Origin of the sequence: Flavihumibacter sp. UBA7668, from assembly GCF_002483205.1 — a bacterium.
In the GTDB taxonomy this organism is placed as follows: Bacteria; Bacteroidota; Bacteroidia; order Chitinophagales; family Chitinophagaceae; genus Flavihumibacter.
The window spans coordinates 118,096-137,927 of record NZ_DLHM01000005.1; the positions used below are offsets into that span (position 1 = coordinate 118,096).

Consider the following 19,832-nt stretch of genomic DNA (forward strand, 5'->3'; position numbering starts at 1 on the left):
GTTATTTTAAAACTTTCAAACGTACCATTTCAATTCTGGTATGGCTAACCGAAAGAATCTCAAATTCAAAGTGATCAATGATGATTCTGTCTTTTATTTTTGGAATGGTTTCATGATGCTGAATAATAAATCCGGAAAGCGTTTCTGCTTCTTCCTTTGAAAATTCCAGATCATATTTTTCATGAAGGTAATCAAGCTCTAATCGTCCCGAGAAGATAAACTCCCGGTCATTCAGTTTTTTCTCTTCCAATTCTTCAGTATCATGTTCATCCTGAATCTCGCCAAAAATCTCTTCCAGCAAATCTTCCATCGTAACAATGCCGGAGGTGCCGCCGAATTCATCCACCACCCATGCCATGCTTTTCCTTTCCTTAGTAAACTTATTAATCAGATCCGTTGCATTCATACTTTCCGGTACTGCAGGAATGGGAAGTAATACAGTGGCAAGATTTTCGGGTTTTTCAAACATATCCAATTGATGGATATAACCAACTATATGATCAATATTTCCCTCGTAAACGACCAATTTACTGAGTTTCGTTTCAATAAATCGCTCCAATGCTTTTTCAATTGGACTATTTATTTCGATGCCTTCTATTTCCTTTCTGGGGATAAGGCATTGACGTACTCTGACAGTTGGAAGGGAAAGCGCATTCTCAATCAAATTGGCATTCATATCCTGCCCGTCACCTTCATTTTCATGGCTCGATTGCTGGTAATAGGTATCAAGGTCTACCCGAAAAAAACTTTCTTTTTTTTCATCCACCCGCACATTGAAAAAATACTTCAAAATGCCTTGTGAAATACTTACAAACATATCTGCAACCGGATGAGACGCCTGATAAAAAAAATTAGCAAAGGAGGCAATTCCAGAATTTAAAATCCATTCATTTTTTGATCTCCAGATAGCTCTTGGTAAAAATTCTCCAAAGAATAAAAATATCAGGGAAGCGAGTACCACTTCCAGTAATAAATGAATGAAATCAGCAGCGCCGGCAGGAAGGGTTCTTTCCATCCATAAAGAAACAGGTTCCAGTGCCTGGCCAATCATCAATCCATACGCAACCAGGCAGATATTAAACCAAATTAGAACAACCCCAATGAAGAGGGAGGGCTGCTCTAAAAACTGACTGATCAGCGTTCCGCCAGTTCGTCCCTGTTTTTTACGTAATTCTACAGAAAGCCGGTTAATGCTTCCAAAAGCAGCTTCAATGCCCACAAAAAAACCGGCAAGAATTAGAAAAAATATGATTAGGCCGATCGTATTAAGGTTCAGATCTGTCATATACTACGAATATAAGCATAGTTTTTTCATCCATTATCATCCGAAACATCGTCCTGTTTTGCTAAGAAATCGAGTATAAGCCGTTCTGCTTCCAAACAGGCATGCTCCAGCTGATCATTTACAATTACATGATCAAAATGATGCTTGAAACCAATCTCATAAGCCGCTTTATTAACCCTGGCTTGCAGACTTTCTTCCGTTTCTGTACCCCTGCCCTGAAGCCGGTTTTTTAACTCTTCAACTGTGGGCGGTTCAATAAATAAAGACAGTGTATTATGCGGATATTGCTGCTGAATATGGATGGCACCTTTTACATCTATATCCAGCATAGGTGTCTGTTTAGCAGCCCAGATCCTTTCCATCTCAGATTTTAGTGTACCATAATATTTTCCTTCATACACCATTTCCCATTCCATGAAATCATTATGACGAATATGGTTCTTAAACTCATCCACTGTCATGAAATAATAATCCTTCCCGTTTTGCTCCATGCCTCGGGGTTGTCTTGTGGCTGCAGAAATCGAAAAAGCAAGCTGTGGATATTTCTGAAGTAAATAACGGGTGATCGAAGTCTTGCCTGCACCGGATGGAGCAGTAATAATGATGATTTTTTTATTCGTATACTTCATCAGATCCTTTTGATATCTGCGCCGATTGCAATTAAACGCTGGTCTATGTACTGGTATCCCCGATCGATCTGTTCAATGTTCTGAATAGTGCTTTTCCCTTCGGCACTCAAAGCGGCAATCAATAAGGATACGCCCGCGCGGATATCCGGACTGCTCATCGTAATTCCTCTTAATTTCTGTTCTCTGCCAAGCCCGATTACTGCTGCACGATGCGGATCACAAAGAATGATCTGGGCACCCATGTCAATCAATTTGTCAACAAAGAAGAGCCGGCTTTCAAACATTTTCTGATGAATCAGAACAGATCCTCTGGCCTGCGTAGCTACTACCAATACGATGCTTAGCAAATCAGGTGTAAAGCCCGGCCAGGGATGGTCAGAAATTGTGAGTACAGAGCCATCCAGAAAAGACTGAATTTCATACATTTCCTGTGAGGGTATGATTATATCATCTCCCTGGAATTCCATCCGGATGCCCAGTTGTCGGAATTTCTCAGGGATAATACCAAGATGTTCTATGCCTGCTCCCTTTATTTCAATCCGGCTTTGAGTCATGGCAGCCAATCCAATAAAAGAACCTACTTCAATCATATCTGGCAACATCCGGTGACTGGTTCCACCTAAATAATCAACGCCTTCTATAATAAGCAGGTTACTGCTGATTCCACTTATTTTCGCCCCCATTCTGTTCAGCATTTTACAAAGTTGCTGCAGGTAGGGTTCGCAGGCGGCATTGTAAATGGTGGTAGTTCCTTTTGCCATAACTGCTGCCATCACAATATTGGCTGTGCCGGTTACAGAAGGCTCATCCAATAGCATATAACAGCCTTTCAGCTGTGTTGCATCCAGGTGGAAAAAACCATCTTCGGGATGATAATCAAAACGCGCTCCCAACTTTTCAAATCCAATTATATGGGTGTCCAGTCTTCTTCTGCCTATCTTATCTCCACCGGGTTTGGGAATAAATGCTTTTTTAAAACGCGCCAGGAGAGGCCCGGCTAACATAACGGATCCCCTTAAACGTCCGCTTTTTTGACGAAAAGCAGCACTGTTGAGGTAATCAATATTAATAGCATCAGCTTTGAATACAGCTGTATGCCGATCAATCCGATTAACACGTACTCCAATATCCGATAACAATTCAATCAACAGATTGACATCCAGAATATCAGGAATATTCTCAATTCGAACTTCTTCAGGCGTGAGTAATACAGCACTTAGAATCTGAAGTGCTTCATTTTTTGCACCCTGGGGAACAATGCTTCCGGAAAGCTTTTTACCTCCGGATACTTCAAAACGATCCATGAAGATGGTGGATTATAAATGATAAATGGTCGGACTTCCTATTTAAATCGCTTCTTGAACTTTTGACCACCGCCCCGGTTGCCACCGTTATCGCGGCTTCCACCGTTGTCTCGATTGCCGCCCATGTCGCGGTTGCCACCGCCACCTCTTGGATCTCGTTGGTCATTGCGACCCTGATTTCCTCCGCTTCTTTGCTGGTATTTCTGCGGCCTTTTTCCGCCGCCACCGGTTCTGTAATCGCGCTGGGCTTCATTGGGCCGGTATGCTTTTACAAAAGGTGTGTTGGTGAATTCCAGTTCTCCACCGGTAATAGATTTTAATTCACTCTGAATGGCATCATCATGCACATTCTCTTTATGCCAGTTGCTATAAGCAAGCTTCATATAATAGGCAATCGCATTCGCAAAGCCCTGACGTTTTTCAGGATTCTCTTCGCTGAGTGCCTTATGAATAACCATTTCAATATTCTTGCCGATATGCGAGAATCTGGGATACCCTTTGGGATAAGGAAGTGGCGCTGGTTTTGCTTTCAGGCTTTCCTTGGTGGGGATCGGATAGGGAGAATTAACCTCCAGTTTAAAATCGGAAATCAAAAACAGGTGATCCCATAATTTATGACGGAAATCTTCCACGTTTTTCAGGTGCGGATTCAAAAATCCCATCAATTCAATCACCGCCTTTGCATTTTTCTCCTTTTTATCTGAGTCTTCGAGTGACATCAGGTATTCAATCATTTTTTGAATATGACGCCCGTATTCACGCATCACAAGGTGATTTCTGGTAGTATTATATTCCATTCAGTCAAATTGTTCTATTGCAAATGTAAGTCTTGGGATTCAGGAAAATGCAGCAATTTGCAGCGTTCCCAGAAAATAACAGGATGAAAACCATCGCCTATTTTATCGACCCCCTGCTGGCTGCTCCGGTAAATTCCATTGAAAACGGATTTCTGGAGAGTTTATTACCATTAATTCAACGCCTGCCTGATTACCGGCACGTGCTGTTAACCAGTTATTCCGATATAAGTTGGGAGGAAACGGCCCCAGACCGCCCGGAACTGGTGAAATTGATTGCCCGAAGCTCCTTTTTCACTAAAAGAACGACAAGACTTAAAAAAAGTCTGAATGTTTGGCTGGCAGCCGAACAGCCGGCCCTTCTGGTGAGTTTTGATAAAAAGATGGTAGGTGGTGGTTCCGGTAAATGCCTGCTCATTTCCTCCGCAGCAGACCTTCTGACTGATAAAAAAGGACGGCCCTTGAAAAAGCCGACGGCTAAACTGCCGGGGTGGGCTACGGCCGATCTGATTGTATTACCGTATAATTCTGAGAAAGACGCTTTGTTGCAATTGCTGCCCCATTTAAAAGATACCATCAGGGTACAATTTCCTGCTCTGCAGCCCCAATGTCCAACTATCTCATGGTCAGAACAGGAAACCCTCAAAATCCGCCATTCAGGTGGCCGGGATTATTTCCTCTATGCCGGCCCCTTGCATGCAGAAAAAGAAATGGTGGACCTTCTGAAAGCCTATTCACTTTTAAAAAAATGGTTGATGACAGGTATGCCTCTGCTACTGGCCGGCCCCTCAACAGAATCAACCAGCAACCTGCAGGAACTGCTGAAAACCTATAAATACCGGTCCGATGTGACAGTATTGCCAGATATTGAAACCAGCGAATTGCAGACCTTGCTGGCAGGGACTTATTTATTAAGTTATCCTTTCAGGACGGGATTACCTACCTGGCCGCTGGAATGGGCACTGAGTTCAGGCACTCCGCTGCTAACCACCCAGGATTCCGATGCACAGGAAATTTGCGCCGCAGGAGCGAGTTACGCTAAGTCCGGCGATATTGATGCCTGGGCTCACCAGATGATGGTGCTTTATAAAGATGAACACCTGAGGAGTAAGCTGATTGAAAAGGAACAGGAACGTTCGCAGGAATTGAATCAATCCAAAACCCTGGATCAGTATGCCGAATTGCTTCGTCTGCTTTCTGCCTGATTAATGCTAATTTTGCACCCATTAAATGCTCATATGCAAGAATCAACGATAACTATTGATGTGCAATTGGATCCCGATAAAGTTCCTTCCCAGATCAGTTGGAATGCTTCCGCAAGTACAGCTGAAGAGGCGCAGAAAGCCAAGGCAATGATGCTGGCCTTCTGGGACGGTGCTGAAAAAACGGCTCTCAGAATTGATTTGTGGACAAAGGAAATGATGGTGGATGAAATGGCTGATTTTTTTTATCAGACCTTTTTGACAATGGCAGATACTTACCAGCGGGCTACCCGAAACGAGGAGCAGGTAACTGATATCAGAAATTTCGCCCGCGACTTTTACAAAAAATTCCAGGAGCAACAGCTGAAGGAAGTTGGAACTGGGAAATAGAAAGTTGGAAGTTAGACCCCTTTTCCCCTTAAAACTTATACCATGACACTAGAAGAAAAAATAATGGCCGACATGAAAGAGGCCATGAAATCAAAAAACGAAGCAGCCCTGAGAGGTCTTCGCGCTATTAAGGCAGAAATTATAAAAGCGAAAACCGAACCTGGAGCAAATGGTCAGCTTTCTGAGGAAACTGCTGGAAAAATGCTGCAGAAAATGGTGAAACAACGCCGTGACTCCCTTGATATTTTCCGTCAGCAAAACAGGGAAGACCTGGCTGCTAAAGAAGTGGAGGAAATTGCCATAATTGAACAATTTCTTCCAAAGCAGCTCAGTGAAGAGGAACTTAAAGCTGCCCTCCAGGCTATTATTGCTGAAACCGGCGCAAGTTCTGCTGCAGATCTGGGCAAAGTAATGGGACTTGCCACCAAAAAGCTGGCAGGCCAGGCCGATGGCAAAGCCATCAGCACCCTGGTAAAAACCCTTTTGTCCTAATTTTCACCCGTCTGGTACCCGTCGGATGCAGGAAAAAATGAAAGATTGATTGATATTGTAACATTTCTGGTGCTTGTGCTGGCCGCGTATAAAGGAATTCGCAACGGATTGGTGATGGCATTGTTCTCCTTCGCAGCCCTCTTGCTTGGTCTCTTGGCTGCGTTGAAATTGTCGGCAGTTACTGCCTCCTGGCTGGAAGGGACGGTAAATGTTTCAGCAAAATGGCTTCCTTTACTGGCGTTTTTGCTGGTATTTTTGCTGGTAGTACTGCTGGTTAATATAATCGGAAAACTATTCGAATCAACGGCAGAATGGGCCTTTCTCGGTTGGGCAAATAAAGGCGCAGGGGTTGTATTTTATGCACTGATTTACCTGCTTACCTGGTCCGTGTTGCTTTTTTACCTGGATAAACTTTCCCTTATCCAGCCCGATGCAATGGAATCTTCTGTTACTTATCCTATACTTGCACCGTGGGGCCCGAAAGCTTTGGAATGGATTGCCGCGGTGGTTCCGATATTTAAAGATATATTGAATGAAATTGGGGTGTTTCTGGAAGACCATTCATAACCCCGTAACGGCAGGAAATAATTGGCCTAAATGGCCTATTTTAGCAATTAATTGGAAGTATTATTTTTACGAAGAGATGCAATACGAGATCAAACAGCTGGATAAATTCAAGTACATCGAGGAAGGGGAGGGCGAACCATTGATCCTGCTTCATGGCCTTTTTGGTGCCCTGAGCAATTTCAGGGACCTGATTGAATACTTCCGGCAACACTATAAAGTTATAGTGCCCATGCTTCCACTGTTTGAACTGGACATTTTACATACCTCGGTCGGCGGTCTGCAGAAATTTGTTTATAAATTCATCGAAGCTAAAGATTACCGCAATATCCATTTGATGGGCAATTCACTCGGCGGTCATGTCGGCCTCGTGCATGTACTTAAACATCCGGAACGCATCAAAAGCCTCATTCTTACCGGCAGCTCCGGATTGTTTGAGAACGGAATGGGTGATACGTATCCCAAACGGGGCGATTACGAATACATTCGCAAAAAAACAGAACTGACGTTCTACGATCCCAAAATGGCAACCAAGGAACTGGTGGATGAAGTCTATGATATCACTACCAGCAGGCTGAAAGTCATCAAAATTATTGCACTGGCTAAAAGCGCCATCCGTAACAACCTGGGAGAAGAACTAAGCCAGATCAAACAACCCACCCTGCTGGTATGGGGAAATAACGATAGCATTACGCCTCCCTTTGTAGGAAGAGAATTCAACCGACTGATTCCCAATAGCGAATTGCACTTTATTGACAAATGCGGACATGCTCCCATGATGGAAGTGCCCGAAGAATTTAATAAAATTCTTCATAAATTTTTGACGAAACTCAGTGCCCCGGCAGCGGTTGCCTGAGAATTGACGTCTATACATAAACGAAACAAGTGATCAACAAGGACCTGATATCGGTTTCCCTTCCCGTATTATCGATCAAAGACCCTATTTACCGGGCTTTGCAATTGATGGACGACTGCAATGTGATCCATTTGCCGCTCGTTGAAGAAGAATTGTATGTCGGCTTAATATCTGAATCAGATCTGCTCAACAGTGAAGACGACAGCCAACCTCTTGAAACATTGAGTGCTGCCATTTCTAAAGTACGGGTTGGTCCAACAGGCCATTTTACCGAAGCGGTGCAGCTTGCCAATGAATACGGGTTAGCTGTTATTCCTGTAACCGAAACCAATTTTCAATGGATCGGTGCCATCGCATCCGCCGACCTCCTGAAATTTACCGGTCATATGATCGGTGCTGATGAACCCGGAGGAATCATTGTGCTGGAAATGGAAAAAAGAAGTTTCGCTTTTTCTGAAATTTACAAACTGGTTGAAACAAATGATGCCCAAATTACCCAGCTAAATACCTATTTCGATAACAATCTGGGTGTTCTATATGTTACATTAAAATTGAATAAGTTCGAACTATCCGATATCGTAGCCACTTTTCAGCGGTACGATTATCAGGTTCGGTACTATTTTGGAGAAGAGATGTATGAAAATGAACTGAGAAACAATTATGATCATCTCATGAATTACCTCAATCTCTAAAAAAAACAGTCTTTGATTTACATTCTTTAGCTGAATCCTGTATTTTCATAGGCACTGTGTATGAAAGGAATGAATATTGTGTGGAAATATAGAATCCCCCTGCTTGCAATTTTCTGCTGTCTGTTCAGTAGCGCTCTTGCACAAAACGAGCTTCCCATCCAGGAGGAAGAGAAAACAGCACCCGGGCTTAGTCCGCCTGGTGCGCATCCGGTGGAAGCAGCACCTCCCCGCCGCCTTTTCCTGATCGATCAGATTTACATCAACGGAAATAAAAAAACAAAAGACTATATCATCAAGCGGGAACTTCCTTTTAAAGAAGGAGACTCCGTTGCCCTGAATCAACTGGTTGCCCAGTTCCGGTTAGGGAAACAACAATTGGTCAATACCCGTCTTTTTAATGATGTGGTCATTTCATTAAAAAGCTTCAGAGGATACCTGGTTGATGTACAAATCGATGTAAAAGAGCGTTGGTATTTTTTCCCAATTCCCTACCTAAAACCCATTGACAGAAACCTCCAGACCTGGGCAGAGAAAGGCTACAGTCTCGACCGTGTAAATTATGGCGCCAAACTTAATTATTATAATACAACAGGAAGGAATGATGTACTGAAACTATGGCTCATTACCGGCTATTCCCGACAAATACAGGCTTCCTATAACCAGCCCTTTATGGATGGTTCGCTCAAAAGCGGATATGGCATCAACTTTAATTATTCCGCAATGAAAGAAGTTAATCCGCTTACGGTAGATAATCAGCAATTTTTTCTCAAGGCTGATTCCTTACCTAAAGCAGGTCGCTTCCTGGAAGAAACCATGACCGGTTCCCTTCAATGGAATTACAGGCCGGGTTTAAAAACAAGACACGTAGTAAGAGTCGGCTTTGGTATGAGTAAAATTGATAGTGCTGTATGGCAGGTAAACAGTCAGTATATCAGTAAGTCAGGTAAAACCCGGGTTATTTATCCCGAACTAAGCTATTCCATGAGTTTTCTGGATGTGGATTATTTAGCTTATCCATTGAGGGGCTTTATGGCAGACCTCCAGTTGCATCGCCGCGGATTTGGATCAGATGTGGGGATGTGGATGTTGAATATGAAAGCCACCAAGGCATGGGAAATCGGAACAAAGGCATCCTTCTCTTCTCAATTGACAAGTACCATCAAGTTACCCTTTAAACAGCCCTTTAACCAGCATCGATTAATGGGCTATGGCGATTTTTACCTGAGAGGACTTGAAAAATATGTTATTGACGGTGTGTTGGGGGGAATGACCCGAAATACACTCCGACGCGAAATTTTGAACTTCTCCGTTCCATTACCCATCAGGAGCCAGAGCCATGACCGGGTTCCTTTCCGGATTTACGCCAAAACCTATGCCGATCTTGGATATTCCTACACCAAATATTTCCGCGACAATTCCCTGAACAATAAATTGCTGACCACAGCCGGATTGGGAATTGATATAGTAACGCTGTATGATTTGGTCTTGCGTTTCGAATACAGCTTCAACCAAATGGGACAAAACGGCTTCTTTTTTCACGTAAAGAATGATTTTTAATGCGCTACCTTTCCGGTGGCTAAAACAGATACATGAAAGTGGCGATTTACAGCCGGGTAATTGATCAGGATGATTATTCGGAAATACAGAACTTATTCAATGAACTCAGCAGCCTGCAGATTGAACCGGTAATTTTCCGTGCTTTTTTCGAACAGATAGCTCCCTCCGTACGTTTCCACCATAACCAGCTCACCACCTTCAGTCACTCTGAAGACCTCGACGAAAGCATTGACTTTGTAATAAGCCTGGGGGGCGATGGTACCCTGCTTGATACGGTTACCCTGGTGCGGCATAAAAAAATCCCCATTCTCGGTATTAATTTCGGCCGCCTCGGATTTCTCGCCAGTATTGGTAAGGAAGAATTGAAAACTGCTGTCGCAGCCATGGTAAACCGGCAATTTGTAATTGATCGCCGATCACTGATACATCTCGATGCAGATAAACTGCTCTTTGGTGAAACACCCTATGCATTGAATGAATTTGCTATTCATAAGACGGATATCTCCCCGATGATAAAGATCCATACCTATCTGAATGGAGAATTTCTTAATACCTATTGGTCTGATGGCCTGATTGTTAGCACACCAACCGGATCAACTGGATATTCCCTTAGCTGTGGCGGCCCCATTGTTTTCCCCGATTCGGGTAGTTTTGTAATTACTCCTGTTGCCCCACATAACCTGAATGTCAGACCGATAATCGTTCCAGATGATAATATCATCTCCTTTGAAGTGGAGTCCAGATCGGATAATTTTATTTGTGCGCTGGACAGTCGCCGTGAAATTGTTAGTAAAAACATACAATTAGCCGTAAAAAGAGAGAAATTTGACGTAAGTATTGTGCGTCTCAATGAAAATAATTTTCTTAGCACTTTACGGACCAAGCTGTCCTGGGGACTGGACACACGTAATTAGCATTTCCTTTATCAGAACCTCTATTGTTTAAGCGTTATATTGCAATATGAAGAAAATCATCCTGCCGCTGCTGGCAGTACTTACCCTGCATTCCGCTGCCCGTGCACAGATGGAATCCATTACTCAGGAAGGAGAAATAGGCATATCACTCGGTGCTGCCCATTACTTCGGCGACCTGAATACTTCGGCCAAGGTTAACCGCGCCAAACTGGCGTTTGGTGTATTTTTTCGTAAACAGTTTGGTAATTATATAGCCGTTCGGGTGGGAGGGCAGTTTGCCCAGGTTGGTTATGCTGATAAATATTATTCAGACAATGAATTTCAGCGCAGAAGGAACCTCAGTTTTAACAGCAGTATCTGGGAATTGGCCTTACAGGGTGATTTTAATTTTTTCAAATACGTTCCTGGCTCCTACGACCATCGCTTTACACCCTATGTAACTATCGGAGCCAGTATTTTCAGTTATGATCCCTATGCCTACCTTAATGGGCAAAAATATTTTTTACGCCCACTTGGTACCGAAGGACAGGGTTCAGCAGCCTATCCAAACCGGAAACCGTATAGCAGCATGGCCTTCGCTATTCCTTTTGGAGTAGGGGTTAAATACTCCCTCAATGAAAAAATAAATGTTGGCTTTGAAGTCCTGCATCGTTTTACCAATACAGATTATATGGATGATGTCAGCACTACCTATGTAGGTGCAGATAAATTTCCGCCATTGCCGGATGGTTCCCAAACACCGGGATTCCTGCTTCAGGACAGAAGTTATGAAGTAGGCGAAATCATTGGTATTGAAGGGCGCCAACGTGGTTATGCCGGACAAAAAGACCAGTTTATTACTGCTCAGTTTACGGTAAGTTTTAACCTTACCAGCTATCGATGTCCAACTCCCAAATACTAGGAATCTCAATCCTGTAGGCGGGTTCGGCATTTTCCGTACCTTCGCAGCCTGAAATTTGATTATATGAGTTCGCTCGAAGCGAAAATTGACCGGCAAAAGCTCCCCCGTCATATTGCGATCATAATGGATGGCAATGGTCGTTGGGCCCAGGAAAAGGGCCAGGACCGCCTTTATGGCCATTTTCATGGCGTGGAAAGCGTGCGGGATATAGTGGAAGGCTGCGCTGAGCTGGGTATCGGATACCTTACCCTTTATGCATTCAGCACAGAAAACTGGGACCGACCAGCAAAGGAAGTGAACGGTTTAATGGAATTATTGGTTGATACGATTCGGAAAGAAGTGGAAACCCTGAATAGAAATAATATAAAACTGCATGTAATTGGTGACCGGGCCATGCTTCCGGACTATGCACAGCAGGAATTGAAAGAAGCACTGGATATGACCGGAGCTAATACCGGTTTACAGCTGGTAATGGCACTGAGTTACAGCAGCCGATGGGAAATGGTGGAAGCAGTAAAGAAAATTGCCCTGGAGGTGAAAGCAGGTCGCCTGCAACCCGAAGGAATAACCCAGGATATTATCTCGCAATACCTGTGTACCAGTGAGTTTCCGGATCCCGAATTCATGATCCGTACCAGTGGCGAATATCGGATTAGCAATTTCCTGCTCTACCAACTGGCTTATGCAGAACTCTATTTTACCGATGTACGCTGGCCCGATTTCCGAAAAGAAAACTTATATGAAGCTATTCTGGATTATCAACAGAGAGAAAGAAGATTTGGAAAAACCAGCGCTCAGATACAGGAAGCGCCCCTTTAACAAAGCTTTTTTAAACAATCCCCTTAATTTGCCTACTTTATTAAAACCAACTGGATGCACTCACGAATAGTCGTTGTTGCTTTACTGCTTTTGTTGATTGGACGGACTGCCACAGCGCAACAACCGGATACTACCCGACCTACTGCTATTGATCCAGATTTGGAGGAATTGGCAAACGCAAGAAATCCCAAAGAATACACCATTGCCGGTATTGCTGTAACCGGTACCAAATACCGCGATGAATCACTGCTTTTATCCATATCGGGACTCTCTATAGGAGATAAAGTGGTTATTCCCGGTAGTGATAATATCAGTAAGGCTATTATTAACCTGTGGAAGCAGAATTTGTTCTCCGATGTGGAGATCTTTTATACCAAAGTGGAAGGCCGGAATCTCTATATTGAAATCAATGTAACAGAGCGTCCAAGTCTCTCCAATTTTTATTTTAAAGGAGTAAAAAAATCAGAACAGGAAGATCTCTCAGGAAAAACCGGTTTGGTTAAGGGACGGGTGATTACCGAGAATATGAAAAAGACCGCCGTTGAAAACATCATCAAATATTATGTTGAAAAAGGTTTTCAGGGCGCAAAAGTTACGATCGAAGAAACACCGGATCCTGCTTTCGTAAATACACAACAACTTACTTTTCGGATAGCAAAAGGAAATAAGGTTCGGATCAACCAGGTGAGCTTCTTTGGAAATGAAGAAGTAAATGAGCTCCGTTTGAAAAAGAAAATGAAAGGCACAAAGGAAACTACCAGACTCACCCTCTATCCCAAAGTAGATTCCAGTAGTTATGGAGTTCAGAAACCGGTAAGCATTTCAGAATATATGAAGGATCTTGGATTTTTATCCGTTACAAAAACCGGTAATTTTCTGGATCCTTATTTTCGTTTCAAATTATTCAGCTCTGCCAAATACAATGAAACAAAATACATAGAAGACAAAGAAAAAATCCTCGAATACTATAACTCCCTTGGATACCGTGATGCGGCCATTCTGGAGGATACGATGTATTATACCAAAAAAGGAAACCTGAACATTGACCTTAAAGTAGATGAAGGCCGTCGGTATTATTTTGGAAATATTGCCTGGAGAGGAAATACCCAATATTCTGATTCGGTACTGAACGTGTTGCTTGGTATCAAAAAAGGAGATATCTACAACCTGGAAACACTGAATTCCAAACTGGGTAAACAAATGTCGCCGGAAGGTGGTGATATCAGTGGACTCTATATGGATGACGGATATTTATTCTTCTCCATTGATCCAATTGAAACTGCAGTTTACAATGATACCATTGACTTTGAAATCAGGATGCGTGAAGGTCCGCAGGCTACCATCAAAAATGTAAATATTGCGGGTAACGAAAAAACCAAGGAACACGTTATCCGTCGCGAAATCAGAACTGTTCCGGGTGAAAAATTCAGCCGTGCCGCACTGATCCGCTCCAATAGAGAGATTGCCAATCTTGGTTTCTTCAATCAGGAAAAAATTGACATCAATCCGGTACCAAATCCGGATGATGGAACCGTGGATATAAATTATAAGGTAGAAGAAAAATCCAATGACCAGTTGGAGTTATCAGCAGGCTGGGGTGGTAATATCGGTTTAACAGGAACCCTGGGGGTAACGTTTAATAATTTCTCCATTAAAAATATCTTCAATAAAAAAACCTGGGATCCTTTGCCATCAGGAGACGGACAGAAATTAAGTCTGCGTTTGCAGAGTAATGGTCGTCAGTTCCGTTCGTATAACTTTAGTTTTACAGAACCCTGGCTGGGAGGCAAACGCAGAAACTCATTTACGGTAAGTTTTTACAGTACCAGATTTGCCAATTCTTATAATCCGTTTACCGGTTTGTATGATAGAAAAGCAGGGGATACCTCCTATTTAAGAACATTGGGCGTATCAATAGCTCTGGGAAAACAGCTGAGATGGCCTGATGATTTCTTTACGTTGGTGTATTCTCTCAACTTCACACAATATAAACTTCGGAATTATCCTGCACTTTTCAGAAATCTGGATAATTTAACCGCACACAACCTGAGTTTAAAATTAGCACTGAGCCGGTCATCCATTGATCAGCCGATTTTCCCGAAAAGTGGTTCCAACTTTATGGCAAGTGTGCAAGCCACACCTCCGTATTCTCTGATTGACCCAAGTAGGGTGAAGTCTGCCAACGCATATGAACTCCCTGAATTCCATAAATGGCGTTTTACGGGTGAATGGTACGTGCCTATTGGAAAACCAATGGGCGCAGATAAGAGCCGTCAGTTTGTATTGAAGGCGGCTGCCAAATTTGGTTTCATGGGACGATATAATTCGAAACTTGACTATTCTCCTTTTGAGCGATTCCAGGTGGGGGATGCCGGACTGACCAATAACTTCGGTTTGTTGGGTTATGATATCATTGCACATAGAGGTTATCCGGTTTATGACAATTCTGATCCAACCATAAATCCGGATCGTTCATCGGCTACTGAATTCTTTACCATGTTTAATAAATACACCCTGGAACTTCGCTATCCATTCTCAACCAATCCGAACAGTACTATTTTCGGCTTAGCTTTCTTTGAGGCGGCAAATGGTTGGTATAATTATAAAGATTACAATCCCTTCCAGTTGCGTCGCAGTGCGGGTGTGGGTATGCGCTTCTTCCTCCCCATGTTTGGATTGCTTGGATTTGATTATGGCGTAGGATTTGATCGGATAACACCAAATGGAAAACTCCGGGATGCGGCAAGGTTTACCTTTATGCTTGGATTTGAACCGGAATAATAAATTCATCAACATTAAATAGGATGGTTATGAAAAAACTGGTTATTGTTTGTGTTGCTTTATTGTTATCAGCAGTGGCTGTACAAGCCCAGCGATATGCAATAGTAGATACCCGTTATATTCTTGATAAGTTGCCGGAATATAAAGAGGCGCAGGAAGCCCTGAATAAAACCAGTGAAATCTGGCAGGCTGAAATTGATTCTAAGCAGCAGACGCTCAATAAATTATATAAGGATTATGAAGCCGAGAAAGTAATGCTGAGTCCGGATTTGTTGAAAAAAAGAGAAGATGAAATCTTTAATCGGGAGAAAGAAGTAAGAGAGCTTCAGCGTCAGCGTTTTGGATTTGAAGGAGACCTTTTCAAAAAGCGTCAGGAACTGGTAAAACCCATACAGGACAAGGTTTACGCGGCTATTCAAAAAATTGCTGTGGCCAGAATGTATGACTTTATTTTGGACAGAAGTGAAGGAATTACCGTTATATTTGCCGACCCCAAGCTCGACAAAAGTGAGGATGTGCTTAGGGAGTTAGGTGTTAAATAAAGTTAAATTAGATTAACAAAGACAACTAAAACCAAAACGAAAACAACTTAAAGTAACAAAACATCGCATGAAAAAAGTTTTATCTGTTCTGATGGTAGCGCTGGGATTGGTAGCATTCAATCATTCTGCACAGGCTCAAACCAAAATTGGTTACATCAGCTTTAATGAAATCGTGGCATTGATGCCGGAGGCAAAAAAAGCCGATTCTTCTCTTGTTCAATTCCGTGATGCACTGATCCAGAGTGCGCAGGAAAAAGAAACCGCTTTGAATGAGGCAATCACCAAATTCAATGCTGATTCTGCTAAAATGACCCAGGCGGTTAAAGATGTGAAAAGAAAAGAATTGCAGCAAAAGCTGACTGAGTTGCAGGGTGAAGAGCAGCGTATTCAGCAGGAATTGCAGAAACGCCAGGAAGAACTGAGCGAACCAATTCAGAAAAAGGCGATGGATGCAGTACAGGCTGTAGCTAAAGAAAGTGGCTATACTTATGTGTTTCCAAAAGAATACATGATTGTATCTCCACCTGCAGATGATCTGCTGCCGCTGGTTAAAAAGAAATTAGGCCTTAAATAAAGATACTTTTCACAGGCTCTGTATGAACGCCGGGATAGCATCCCGGCGTTTGTTATATTTGGGTATCTCATGAATACTAAACTGGCACCAATAGGTGTATTTGATTCCGGCTATGGTGGCTTGACGGTGATGAAAGAAATCGTACGGGCAATGCCGGCCTACGATTATATTTACCTGGGCGATAATGCACGTGCGCCGTATGGTACCCGAAGTTTTGACACCGTTTACCGGTACACGCTTGAATGTGTGAAATGGTTTTTTCAGCAGGGTTGTCCCCTGGTGGTACTTGCCTGCAATACAGCTTCGGCAAAAGCATTGAGAAGCATTCAGCAAAATGATCTGCCAGGTTTGGCTCCTGAAAATCGGGTGCTGGGTGTAATACGACCCACAACGGAATTAATTGGCAGGTTAAGCAAAACGGGAACGGTAGGTATTTTGGCTACCACGGGAACGGTCAGTTCCAATTCTTACCCGATTGAAATAGAAAAATTTTATCCTGCACTCAAAGTGTATCAGGAAGCCTGCCCAATGTGGGTACCTTTGGTAGAAAATAATGAATATTCCGGCGAAGGAGCCGATTTTTTCGTTAGAAAACACGTGCAGGCTTTGCTGGGAAAGGCGCCTGGCTTGGATACGGTACTACTTGCCTGTACACATTATCCACTGCTTTCTGAGAAAATCAGCCGATTTCTACCCTCTGAAGTGCAGCTGATATCGCAGGGTTCAATTGTTGCAGCAAGTTTGGTTGATTATCTGAAAAGACATCCCGAAATGAATCAGCGTCTGACTCAAACCGGGACAAGATATTTTTTTACTACGGATGATGCCCGTGATTTTGAACAACACGCCAGTATGTTTTATGGTGCACCGATTCAGGCTGAAAAAATTGATCTGTAATCCGGGTCATTTTTTTCCAATATTTCATTACCTTTGCCGTCCCTTTCACGACACAAGCGGGTATGGTGGCCCGATGTGATTGGAAATCAGCTACCTGGCTCTCCACAGGCGGCCAATTTTTGAGTTCGTAAAAAAACTGTAAAATGAAAAGAACATTTCAACCACACCGTCGTCGTCGTAAAACCGTTCACGGTTTCCGTAAGCGTATGCAAACTGCTAATGGCCGTAAGGTGTTAGCCAGCCGCCGCGCAAAGGGTCGTAAGAAACTGTCTGTTTCTTCTGAAAGCAAGCTGAAGTAAGCAAGCCGCCCACTGCGGTTTTCGATGATATTAATTAGCTCTGCTCCTTTAGGGGATCAGAGCTAATTTTGTTTTATACCTTTCTGATTAACTTTCCCCTATCGGAAATGCTGCAAAAAAAACACTTGTATACGTTAAATGCGGGAGAGCGTCTTAAACATCGAAAGAAAATCGATGCATTGTTTGCATCCGGCCAAAAGTTTTCTCAGGGTGATATACGATTGGTATACCATGGTACTCCTTCCAGGGATAAAGGCATGCTGCTGATAGGAGTGGGTGTAAGCAAGCGTTACTTTAAAAAAGCAGTAGACCGAAACCAGATCAAACGCTGGCTCCGGGAGGCAGTACGGTTGAACAGGCCGGCATTTTTAAAAGTGGTGGAATCATCGGGCAACAATCTCGACCTGTTCATTCTGTATACAGGAAAAATACTGCCTGATTTCGCGCATTGCCAACAATTGGTGCAGGCTGCATTTCTGCGGCTAATCAAAAAAATGGAACAATAATCAATGTCAGACCTGCTGAAAAAAATTGCCAGTTTCCCATTTATTGCTTTGATTAAGCTGTATCAATGGCTGGTTTCACCCTTATTGGGACCGAAATGCCGCTTCACGCCCACCTGTTCACAATATGGGTTGGAATCCTTTCGGAAATATGGGCCCATCAAGGGGTTCTGGCTCACGATTAAACGTATTTCCCGCTGTCATCCCTGGGGCGGCAGCGGACATGATCCGGTACCTTGAAGAAGTGAAAGGTGAAAGGTGAAAGGTGAAATCACCCGACGGGTTTACCCGTCGGGTGCTAAAGATATTCGAAGAATAATGAAGGATGAACGATGGGTAAATTCAAAAAATTGTTACAATCGTTTGATATCCAATCCGATTTAAATTTGCTGTTCGATTCGTTTTGTCAAATATGACCTCCCGTCCTCTTCTCCCATCTCCTATTTCCATTCCTCCCTTCCCCCGTCATTCCTTCAACATCTTGGTGAGTCGGTCCAATGTTGCCCTGGCATCTTTATTCGTAATGAACTTATATACTTCAGGAACATTGCCATCTTTGTCCGGTGTCAGGGAAGCCGGAATGCCGCGGAATGGACCAACAACAATCGCATTATCCTTACTGCTGATTTTTTTGAAATCTCCAGGAGCCAGGTAATGATTTTTTTTCTCCGGACTCACATTTGCGCCAACCATCAGTTGCTGCAGGCTATCCATCCGGTTCATCAGCTCTTCCTGTGTAATCCTGCCTTCTCTGGTGCTGGCATCACCAAATGCCTGCAGGGATCCGATCAGCGTATCATTTTTTAGATTTAAAAGATAAACGCCTGGCTCGGTTACGGTCAGGTCTTTTGTTGTGCTGCCATTGTTGAGCGAAATCTTATCGCCTTTTAGGCTGATAATTTGCTCGTTGTGCTGTGTGCCTGGCTCAAACTGGATGGCATCACCAGTTGGCGATACAGTGAATTTCCCACTGGCCATCACTACAACATTCTTCTGAGGGGGAGTTGAGCAGGCGGCAAAAGCGAGTGCTGCGATGCTTCCGAAAAGCAATTTTTTCATGGTATCGTTTAAAATAAAGATCCCGCCCCGGGGCGGGATCTCTGGTTAATAAAATCTAAACTTATTTGGCAGCTGCAAAACGATCTGCAACTTTAGACCAGTTCACTACATTCCAGAAAGCAGCCAGGTAATCAGCTCTTCTGTTCTGGTACTTCAGGTAATAAGCATGCTCCCAAACATCCACACCCAGTAATGGGGTTCCTTTTACTTCCGCAACATCCATCAGAGGATTGTCCTGGTTGGGGGTAGAACTGATTTCCAGTTTGCCATCTTTCACGATCAGCCAGGCCCAGCCACTTCCGAAGCGGGTCATACCGGCTGCTGCGAATTTTTCCTTAAATGCGTCAAATGATCCGAATGCTGCAGTAATTGCTTCACCCAAAGCACCGCTCGGTTGTCCGCCTGCGTTAGCAGCCAGACTTTCCCAGAAAAAACTGTGGTTCCAGTGACCACCGCCATTGTTACGAACTGCAGGCGAAATGGATCCGGCAATAGCAACCAGTTCTTCAATCGATTTATTTTCATTCGGGGTGCCTGCGATGGCTTTATTGAGATTGTCAACATAGGCCTGGTGGTGTTTCCCGTGGTGAATCTGCATGGTCTGGGTGTCAATATGTGGCTCCAATGCGTCGTGAGAATACGGGAGCGCTGGTAAAGTAAATGCCATAGAATGAGTATTTATAGATGAATAATAAAAAAAGAACCTATAGAAAGGAATAGCAAATTTAATGGCTAAGCCCCAGAGCACAAAACTAAACGTTAGAGAGGTGTCAGATAC

General features: G+C 43.3%; 23 protein-coding genes. 17 read left to right on the top strand and 6 right to left on the bottom strand.

The window, feature by feature from the left end; translation table 11 throughout:
* Position 1: 1 nt before the first annotated feature.
* Genes B2746_RS12555 through B2746_RS12570 form a run of 4 tightly spaced genes read right to left on the bottom strand, consistent with a single transcriptional unit; the run spans position 2 to position 4,015 of the window.
* The gene (locus tag B2746_RS12555; protein WP_290794358.1) at positions 2-1,285 is read right to left on the bottom strand and encodes a hemolysin family protein; all 1,284 of its coding nucleotides are present in this window, start codon (positions 1,283-1,285) and stop codon (positions 2-4) included.
* A 26-nt stretch (positions 1,286-1,311) separates the two neighbouring features.
* Positions 1,312-1,914, bottom strand: coding sequence for a guanylate kinase (gene gmk / locus B2746_RS12560; RefSeq protein ID WP_290794361.1), 603 nt, complete (start codon positions 1,912-1,914; stop codon positions 1,312-1,314).
* On the bottom strand, positions 1,914-3,218 hold the full coding sequence (murA, locus tag B2746_RS12565) for a UDP-N-acetylglucosamine 1-carboxyvinyltransferase (RefSeq protein WP_290794364.1): 1,305 nt from the start codon (positions 3,216-3,218) through the stop codon (positions 1,914-1,916). Before murA ends, gmk begins: the two co-directional genes overlap by 1 nt.
* 38 nt (positions 3,219-3,256) lie before the next feature.
* A complete protein-coding gene (locus B2746_RS12570) occupies positions 3,257-4,015 on the bottom strand; it encodes a DUF4290 domain-containing protein (RefSeq protein ID WP_290794367.1) in 759 nt (252 codons plus the stop codon).
* An 83-nt stretch (positions 4,016-4,098) separates the two neighbouring features.
* Here B2746_RS12570 and B2746_RS12575 point away from each other — a divergent pair, with 83 nt between their 5' ends.
* The 17 genes from B2746_RS12575 (at position 4,099) to yidD (ending at position 18,235) form a co-directional block, all read left to right on the top strand.
* A complete protein-coding gene (locus tag B2746_RS12575) occupies positions 4,099-5,217 on the top strand; it encodes a glycosyltransferase (RefSeq protein WP_290794368.1) in 1,119 nt (372 codons plus the stop codon).
* 33 nt (positions 5,218-5,250) lie between these two features.
* On the top strand, positions 5,251-5,604 hold the full coding sequence (gene gldC / locus B2746_RS12580) for a gliding motility protein GldC (RefSeq protein WP_290794371.1): 354 nt from the start codon (positions 5,251-5,253) through the stop codon (positions 5,602-5,604).
* A 42-nt stretch (positions 5,605-5,646) separates the two neighbouring features.
* The gene (locus B2746_RS12585) at positions 5,647-6,096 is read left to right on the top strand and encodes a GatB/YqeY domain-containing protein (RefSeq protein ID WP_290794374.1); all 450 of its coding nucleotides are present in this window, start codon (positions 5,647-5,649) and stop codon (positions 6,094-6,096) included.
* Between the two features lie 45 nt (positions 6,097-6,141).
* Positions 6,142-6,663 carry a CvpA family protein gene (locus B2746_RS12590; RefSeq protein WP_290794377.1) on the top strand — a complete coding sequence of 174 codons (522 nt, stop codon included), beginning with the start codon at positions 6,142-6,144 and terminating at the stop codon, positions 6,661-6,663.
* A 76-nt stretch (positions 6,664-6,739) separates the two neighbouring features.
* Positions 6,740-7,516: an alpha/beta fold hydrolase gene (locus tag B2746_RS12595; protein ID WP_290794380.1), complete on the top strand. Its 777-nt coding sequence runs from the start codon at positions 6,740-6,742 to the stop codon at positions 7,514-7,516.
* Positions 7,517-7,545: 29 nt separating this feature from the next.
* The gene (locus tag B2746_RS12600) at positions 7,546-8,208 is read left to right on the top strand and encodes a CBS domain-containing protein (RefSeq protein WP_290794383.1); all 663 of its coding nucleotides are present in this window, start codon (positions 7,546-7,548) and stop codon (positions 8,206-8,208) included.
* Between the two features lie 60 nt (positions 8,209-8,268).
* Positions 8,269-9,765 (top strand): POTRA domain-containing protein, encoded by a 1,497-nt coding sequence (locus B2746_RS12605; RefSeq protein WP_290794386.1) that lies wholly within the window; start codon positions 8,269-8,271, stop codon positions 9,763-9,765.
* Between the two features lie 32 nt (positions 9,766-9,797).
* A complete protein-coding gene (locus tag B2746_RS12610) occupies positions 9,798-10,679 on the top strand; it encodes an NAD kinase (protein ID WP_290794389.1) in 882 nt (293 codons plus the stop codon).
* 46 nt (positions 10,680-10,725) lie between these two features.
* The gene (locus B2746_RS12615) at positions 10,726-11,580 is read left to right on the top strand and encodes a DUF6089 family protein (protein ID WP_290794392.1); all 855 of its coding nucleotides are present in this window, start codon (positions 10,726-10,728) and stop codon (positions 11,578-11,580) included.
* A gap of 63 nt (positions 11,581-11,643) precedes the next feature.
* The gene (locus B2746_RS12620; protein ID WP_290794395.1) at positions 11,644-12,399 is read left to right on the top strand and encodes an isoprenyl transferase; all 756 of its coding nucleotides are present in this window, start codon (positions 11,644-11,646) and stop codon (positions 12,397-12,399) included.
* Positions 12,400-12,453: 54 nt separating this feature from the next.
* On the top strand, positions 12,454-15,180 hold the full coding sequence (locus B2746_RS12625; protein ID WP_290794398.1) for a BamA/OMP85 family outer membrane protein: 2,727 nt from the start codon (positions 12,454-12,456) through the stop codon (positions 15,178-15,180).
* 29 nt (positions 15,181-15,209) lie between these two features.
* Entirely contained in the window at positions 15,210-15,722 is a 513-nt protein-coding gene (locus B2746_RS12630) for an OmpH family outer membrane protein (RefSeq protein WP_290794401.1), read from the top strand.
* 67 nt (positions 15,723-15,789) lie between these two features.
* Positions 15,790-16,296, top strand: a complete 507-nt coding sequence (locus B2746_RS12635) for an OmpH family outer membrane protein (RefSeq protein ID WP_290794404.1) — start codon at positions 15,790-15,792, stop codon at positions 16,294-16,296.
* A gap of 69 nt (positions 16,297-16,365) precedes the next feature.
* On the top strand, positions 16,366-17,193 hold the full coding sequence (murI, locus tag B2746_RS12640; protein ID WP_290794407.1) for a glutamate racemase: 828 nt from the start codon (positions 16,366-16,368) through the stop codon (positions 17,191-17,193).
* A 143-nt stretch (positions 17,194-17,336) separates the two neighbouring features.
* Entirely contained in the window at positions 17,337-17,492 is a 156-nt protein-coding gene (gene rpmH / locus B2746_RS12645) for a 50S ribosomal protein L34 (RefSeq protein ID WP_214459837.1), read from the top strand.
* Between the two features lie 107 nt (positions 17,493-17,599).
* The gene (rnpA, locus tag B2746_RS12650; RefSeq protein WP_290794410.1) at positions 17,600-17,998 is read left to right on the top strand and encodes a ribonuclease P protein component; all 399 of its coding nucleotides are present in this window, start codon (positions 17,600-17,602) and stop codon (positions 17,996-17,998) included.
* 3 nt (positions 17,999-18,001) lie between these two features.
* A complete protein-coding gene (gene yidD / locus B2746_RS12655; protein WP_290794413.1) occupies positions 18,002-18,235 on the top strand; it encodes a membrane protein insertion efficiency factor YidD in 234 nt (77 codons plus the stop codon).
* A gap of 225 nt (positions 18,236-18,460) precedes the next feature.
* Here the strand turns inward: yidD and B2746_RS12660 are convergent, their stop codons facing one another.
* Both B2746_RS12660 and B2746_RS12665 read right to left on the bottom strand, forming a co-directional pair.
* Positions 18,461-19,054, bottom strand: coding sequence for a hypothetical protein (locus tag B2746_RS12660; RefSeq protein ID WP_290794416.1), 594 nt, complete (start codon positions 19,052-19,054; stop codon positions 18,461-18,463).
* 61 nt (positions 19,055-19,115) lie between these two features.
* Positions 19,116-19,721: a superoxide dismutase gene (locus B2746_RS12665; RefSeq protein ID WP_290796186.1), complete on the bottom strand. Its 606-nt coding sequence runs from the start codon at positions 19,719-19,721 to the stop codon at positions 19,116-19,118.
* Between the last annotated feature and the right edge of the window lie 111 nt (positions 19,722-19,832).